The sequence below is a fragment of the Okeania sp. SIO2F4 genome, from assembly GCF_010672385.1.
Lineage (GTDB): Bacteria > Cyanobacteriota > Cyanobacteriia > Cyanobacteriales > Microcoleaceae > Trichodesmium.
Window position 1 is genome coordinate 1 of the sequence record NZ_JAAHGT010000654.1, and the last position, 5,595, is coordinate 5,595.

At 35.4% G+C, this 5,595-nt stretch carries 3 protein-coding genes; 2 read left to right on the top strand and 1 reads right to left on the bottom strand.

Features of this window, described 5'->3' with window-relative positions; genetic code table 11:
• The first annotated feature begins 969 nt into the window (after positions 1-969).
• Together F6K22_RS29680 and F6K22_RS29685 are read left to right on the top strand one after the other, a co-directional pair.
• Positions 970-2,100, top strand: a complete 1,131-nt coding sequence (locus F6K22_RS29680; protein WP_293106452.1) for a HetZ-related protein 2 — start codon at positions 970-972, stop codon at positions 2,098-2,100.
• A 1,013-nt stretch (positions 2,101-3,113) separates the two neighbouring features.
• Complete coding sequence (locus F6K22_RS29685; protein WP_293106455.1) at positions 3,114-4,229, top strand: ATPase, T2SS/T4P/T4SS family; 1,116 nt, start codon at positions 3,114-3,116, stop codon at positions 4,227-4,229.
• 605 nt (positions 4,230-4,834) lie between these two features.
• Here F6K22_RS29685 and aroF read toward each other — a convergent pair.
• Positions 4,835-5,595: 3-deoxy-7-phosphoheptulonate synthase (gene aroF, locus F6K22_RS29690; protein WP_293106458.1), on the bottom strand; the 761-nt coding region annotated here is incomplete at its 5' end.

The following is a 5,595-nucleotide window of genomic DNA, read 5'->3' on the forward strand; positions in this document are numbered from 1 at the left end:
AACCCTATTTTCAGTCCTGCTAATTTTCAGACAAGATTTAATATCCACTGCTGAGGATTTGGAAAAGTTAGATTAGATTTGACTGAAGCTGAGAGAAAAATTTATCTATAATTTGCAGAAAGATTCACAGAGGGAATCATCCAATATTTTGCCAAATTAGGCAAGATACAAAAAATTTAATAGATAATAACTGAGTTATTGTATCTATACAGAGATTTTTTAATCTCAACGAAAGTGGAGGAACAAGAAACCCTATTTTCAGTCCTGCTAATTTTCAGACAAGATTTAATATCCACTGCTGAGGATTTGGAAAAGTTAGATTAGATTTGACTGAAGCTGAGAGAAAAATTTATCTATAATTTGCAGAAAGATTCAGATACAGAGATTTTTTCATCCTAATGAAAGTAGAGGGAAAAAAACATTATTTTCAGTTATGCCAATTTTCAGACAAGATGTAATATCTACTTCTGGGGATTCGGAAAAGTTACGTTAGGTTTGACTGAAGCTCAGAGAAAAATTTATCTATAATTTGCACAAAGATTCAGAGAGAGAATAATTGACGATCGTGCCAAATTAGGCAATATATAAAAAAGTTGATAGGTGATGACTGAGTTCTTATATCTATAACCAGTGATTTTTGAATTCTAACGCAAATCCACAAACAAGAAACTTTATTTTCAGTTTTTCCAACTTTCAGGCAAGATTTAATATTTACTCCTGATAATTCTGAAAAATAATCAATATTTTATAGAAAAATAGATAAATATCCATCTAGGTTTTCACTAATCTAGAAATTTGCTATTTCACTAAACTAATAAACTCTCTCCAGATAATCAATCCAAACTGCATATCAAATCAAAGCTCAGAAATATTGCTAGAATACTATAGCAAAGAATAAACTTTTGGCAGAATTTTGCAGAGGTTGACTCCCCCCTTTACTATAATCGAATATCTAGAATTAAAAATAGAATGACTTTGGCTCAAGCACTGGCACAAGAATGGAAAACCAGACTTCAGGAAGACTATCCAAACCATAACTCAGATATCCACAATAGTATTACTTGTTGGCTATTGGGAAATAATCCTAGTTCCTTAGATACCCTTACTCCTGTCCAAAGGGAAATGGCATCCAAAGGGAGAGAATTTCTTTATCGAATTCTGCGGCAAAGGTATTTAGATATTCCCCCAGACCGAGCTTATCGAAACTTAATGCAACGCTTGAATGGCTTAGTAATGCTGCGACAGAAAATACGAGCATGGGTAAATACCAGTCGCGATCGCCAGCGAAGTGTAATTGATGTTCTCCAAGAAGTGATCCAAGAGATGCTCAATAGCGATCGCTACCTACAACAGCAAATGGCCAAGATTGCCGAATGTACGAAAAATGCACATCTGCGAAACTCTTTATTGTTAGCTAGTGTAGAAGAATATTGTGTCAGACCAGTTCGTAATCAACCTTTACTGGTTTATAGATTTGTCAATTATCTACGTCGGACTCAAAGAGGTGGCCTCACTCAAGTACCTGTCAAAGAATGGGTCAAATTAATCTCAGAGGATATTACCCCTGGTGATACGGAAGACCGAGTAAGTTTGTTGGATGCTGTGGTGACATCGGAGTATCAAGATACAGAAGCGATGGAACAACAACATCAACTTCGGTCTAAAGTCCAAGAAGAATTTGAGAAATATCTGGCGGAAAAAGTTGACCAAAAAGCAGCAGAATGGTTAAAACTTTATATTAGAGGTAATACTCAGGATGAAATTGCTCAAGCTTTGGATATGCCTGTAAAACAGGTATATAGGCTAAGAGAAAAAGTTAGTTATCATGCAATTCGTGTTTTTGCACTCAAACAACAACCAGAATTAATAGCTAGTTGGCTGGAGATTTCTCTCAATGAGCATGGCCTAGGTTTGACTTCCAGTCAATGGCAAGAATATTGGCAAAATCTCAACTCTCAACAACGTTATTTAATTGAAGCGTTAAAATCAGGTGCAAGTATAGAGGAAATTGGTAAAAAGTTAAACCTGAAAACTAATCAAGTTATTAGTGAATGGACTAAACTGTATTTAGATGCTCAATCTTTACGGAACAGTTCTTAATCACATATAGATAAATATTAAGTAGGCAAAATAGATTTAAGCAAAATTTATCCAAGTTATTTAGCCTGGCAAAAAGTAATGTGTAATTAATTTTGCTCTGGTATTTAGTAAAGATTTAATTAGTCATTAGCCTGTTTAGGCGTTGGTGAACCAAACTATGAATTAAGATATTTAGGCTGGCGCTTCATTAATGGATAATGGATAATGGATAATGGATAATGGATAATGGATAATGGATAATGGATAATGGATAATTACCTCTTCTTAAAAGGGAGAGGATTGATGCGGTAGGGAAAAAATTTATTTCTCGAGGGGAGATTGGATATGGCGAGGTTTCCCGCTCTTGCAGAGCCGCTGCGCTAACGCCATCCCATCCTAGGTCATGCTCCGCTTTCCGACCGCTTTTTCCCTTTTATTGGGGAGGCTAACAAAGCTGAATTATTTAATTATTTAATTATTTAATTATTAATTCTTCGGTAATCAATATCTGAATTATAAATACTCCTTTCACTACTTGTTCCTGTTCCTATCGATGAATGAACTAATCCCTATTCCCTATTCCCTATTCCCTACCCCCTAAGCACAGAAAATCATAGCTAAATTCATCAACACCACTATTTATAGATATATCTAGGTTTGATCTATTTTGAGCTATTAGATTTTCAGCTATTTCCGCCCTTAAAAAGATTAAAGTGACTTTAGTCAAAGGTTCAATTAATTAAATCTATAAATTTTTAGGATAATATAGTATTATTAACCCACTACTATAACCACTACTATAAATATTCAAGGATTACCGCATTGTTGATTTAATCCCAATGCCTCACCCATCTGAAAATCAGTGGTTATGTTCAGCAGATGGAAAAAGCCCAGTTTATATGCTGACTTAAGTTATTATTTTCAAAGTGATGATTAACTCAACTTCAATAATTCTAGTGGAGACAGCGAATGCCTATCTTAATCCCGAGCATCAAATACATGATTTCTATTAGTTTCAAATCAACAAATCAAAAATGTTAGCATTTCAGAACAATGAGGGGGTAAAGCAAATGGATAATCCCCAGATATTTGCCTTAATTGACAATATATTACCATTTGAGGCCTGTTTATACTATCAAATTTTACCTCTATCTGTAGAAGGTAGCCGAGTCAGACTTGGTGTAGTTGACCCCCAAGACTCTTCTGCTTTAGATTATGCTCGCCGATTACTATCTTACTTAAATTGTTCACTGGTAAGTGAAGAAATTTCCTCTGAAACTCAAAGGTCAATCCTTTCATCTTATTTAAGCCATATTGGTCATCAAAAATCAAAAAGTTCTAGTGCTTCTAGAGTTAGTTTAGCCAAGGATAATCAACAACAAATTGATAATTATCCGTCTGCTACAGTTGAAAAAAATCAACAATCTTCGGAGGCAAAAAACACAACAGAGCAAGGCAGTCTTCTCAAAATTTCTCAAGATTCACAACAGACAAAACTTCAATTTGAAACTCAATCTTCATCAAAAAACTCTCTATGTGATATTTTGGAATTATCTTTAACCAGTTCTTCCCAACTTACTTCTTTAGAAGCTATGGGTACTTTAGATCCTCAAAAGTTATTAAAAGAATTGTTGCTGAGAGTCTTAGAATCAGGAATTGGTAGACTTTATTTTGAACAAAAACAATCCCAAGGTAGAATTCTTTGGAGTCAAGACGGAGTTCTGAAGTCTGTAGTTGAAAATTTAGAAGCAAAGAAAATTGAAGCTCTGATTAATGAACTTAAAATTCTTACCAAAATGCCTTTAATTCCTATTAAAAAACCTCGGCAAGTAGAGATAGAAAGAATTTATCAAAATAATCATTTATTATTGCGTTTGAGGGTAATGCCTGGAGATTATGGGCAAGAAGCGACATTACAAGTATTGAGAGGAGCAGCTTTAAGATTTTATCAACAGCAACAGTTATCTTCCTTGAGTCAAGATGCCTTTAAATTAGGTAAACAACTACAGGTTAAAATAAATCAAGTTTGTTCTCGTCAACATTTAGCTCCTTTTCAACTAGATAGCTTATTAACTTTGCAGAAATTACTTGATAATATTGAACATCAAATTGACTGTATCATTTCTCAACAAAATAATCAATTTTCATAGATATACTAATTAGTAGTTAGCTATCAGGGTTTCACCTAAAATAAATGTATTGTCAGTTTTTTTGTTGTCAAACACCTTGGCTTCATTTGCCATAACATTTACTGCTTAAAGTTAAAGTAATTAGGGTCTGCTAAAAAAGTTTTTGGTGTGGGGTGGTAAAAACCAAAAGGCAAGAGTTTTTTTGAGGTTAATACCCATTAAACTTTCCAAGTATGAGTTCAAAAAAAACATTAATTTTGAAACGATAGCCGACTTATTTCTGGCTCCTTATATCTATTAATTAGGGTTTAAGACTTATTCAGTAACTCTTAATTAAAAATTGCTTGACTAGCTATCAGCTTTTTCTGGGGTTTGATAGAGGTAAAATATCCTCTTTCAAACCATTGATCGGCTTTACATTTAATCCTATGACTCCCCTAGTCGATTACTAATTGCTAATCACTTTTTGGTAGTCCTGCATAGTAATGGTGAGGATATATATTTTTTTAATTTCTCCCCACACGGACCACACGGACCACACTCTCTCTACCATTACTATGCACCACCGCCCACTTTTTAATTCTTTGGTTATATTGCAAAGAGAATTAACCAATTTTTGAGCAAAGTTATACAAGGGCTGGTTCTGTCTGTGGCCAACGCTTAACAGTTTTACCAATAATTGCCATTTCCTCCATTAACCGATCGAACTTATCAGGTGTTAGAGATTGGGGGCCATCTGACAGAGCTTTTGCAGGATTTGGATGGACTTCAATCATCAGAGAGTCTGTCCCTGCCGCAATAGCTGCCATTGCCATTGCAGGTACATATTCAGCCCGACCAGTACCATGACTAGGGTCAATCATAATTGGTAAATGAGTCAGCGATCGCAAAACTGGTATTGCAGATAAGTCCAGAGTATTACGAGCATACTGACGGTCAAATGTGCGAATACCCCGCTCACAAAGAATAACATTTGGATTTCCAGCAGCTAAAATATATTCTGCAGCCATTAACCAGTCTTCAATAGTTGCAGCCATTCCCCGCTTCAAAAGTACAGGTTTATCTTGAGCGCCGACCTTTTTTAATAGTGAGAAGTTTTGCATATTACGAGCGCCAATTTGCACGACATCTGCCACTTCAGTCAACATTGGCAAGTCTGCAGCATCCATTAACTCTGTAATAATACCTAGACCAGTTTTTTCTTTAGCGGCAGCCAACAAATTTAATGCACTCTCACCATGTCCCTGAAAAGAATAAGGAGAAGTACGAGGTTTATAAGCACCTCCACGCAGAAACCTAGCACCAGCAGCTTTCACCCGTTGGGCTGTTTCTATAATCATTTCCTCATTTTCTACTGAACAGGGTCCAGCAACTACAACTAGAGGAT

Coding starts and splice junctions, on each gene's coding strand:
- F6K22_RS29680 (WP_293106452.1), top strand. CDS start 970: ATGACTTTGGCTCAAGCACTGGCACAAGAATGGAAAACCAGACTTCAG.
- F6K22_RS29685 (WP_293106455.1), top strand. CDS start 3,114: ATGTTAGCATTTCAGAACAATGAGGGGGTAAAGCAAATGGATAATCCC.